At 58.9% G+C, this 449-nt stretch carries 1 protein-coding gene; it reads left to right on the top strand.

What is annotated here, in order from left to right; genetic code table 11:
• Positions 1 to 102: 102 nt before the first annotated feature.
• Positions 103 to 449 (top strand): DUF3304 domain-containing protein (locus AB4Z27_RS29605; RefSeq protein WP_441646058.1); only part of this gene is annotated, 347 nt, incomplete at its 3' end.

The following is a 449-nucleotide window of genomic DNA, read 5'->3' as shown; positions in this document are numbered from 1 at the left end:
GCAGTATCAAGGTGTTCGTGACCATGACGCTGCTTGGTCACCCGGCGTATCCCCTGAAAGGGGACGAGGCGCGCAAGTAACCACAGTTCCACGAGGAGAGTCATGCCTTACACAGTAGCGCGCCCACGGGCGTGGTTAGCCGGCCTGCTGGCAGCATTGYCACTGGCARTGTCCGGTTGCGGCGAGGAGCCAATCTCAGTGTCAATGGTTGGMTACAACCACACCGATGTRGGCATCTACGCGTTTGAGGTCAACGGTCATGGCGGMCCGAATATCGGGGCGCACAAGGGCGGTGGGAAACGTACGTGTTGCGTCATGGTGCCMTTGGTCCACGAGCCTGGTATGACGGTAAAGGTCAGATGGGTCAATCGCATTGACGATGTGCCACAGGTGCGATTCGTCTCCGTGCCTCCCTATCGGCCAGACGAATTGGGAAGGTTTGCCGTGCA

This window comes from Cupriavidus sp. KB_39, from assembly GCF_052114485.1.
Lineage (GTDB): Bacteria > Pseudomonadota > Gammaproteobacteria > Burkholderiales > Burkholderiaceae > Cupriavidus.
Note: the sequence above shows the minus strand (reverse complement) of the source record. Positions and strands in the feature narration are given on the sequence as shown.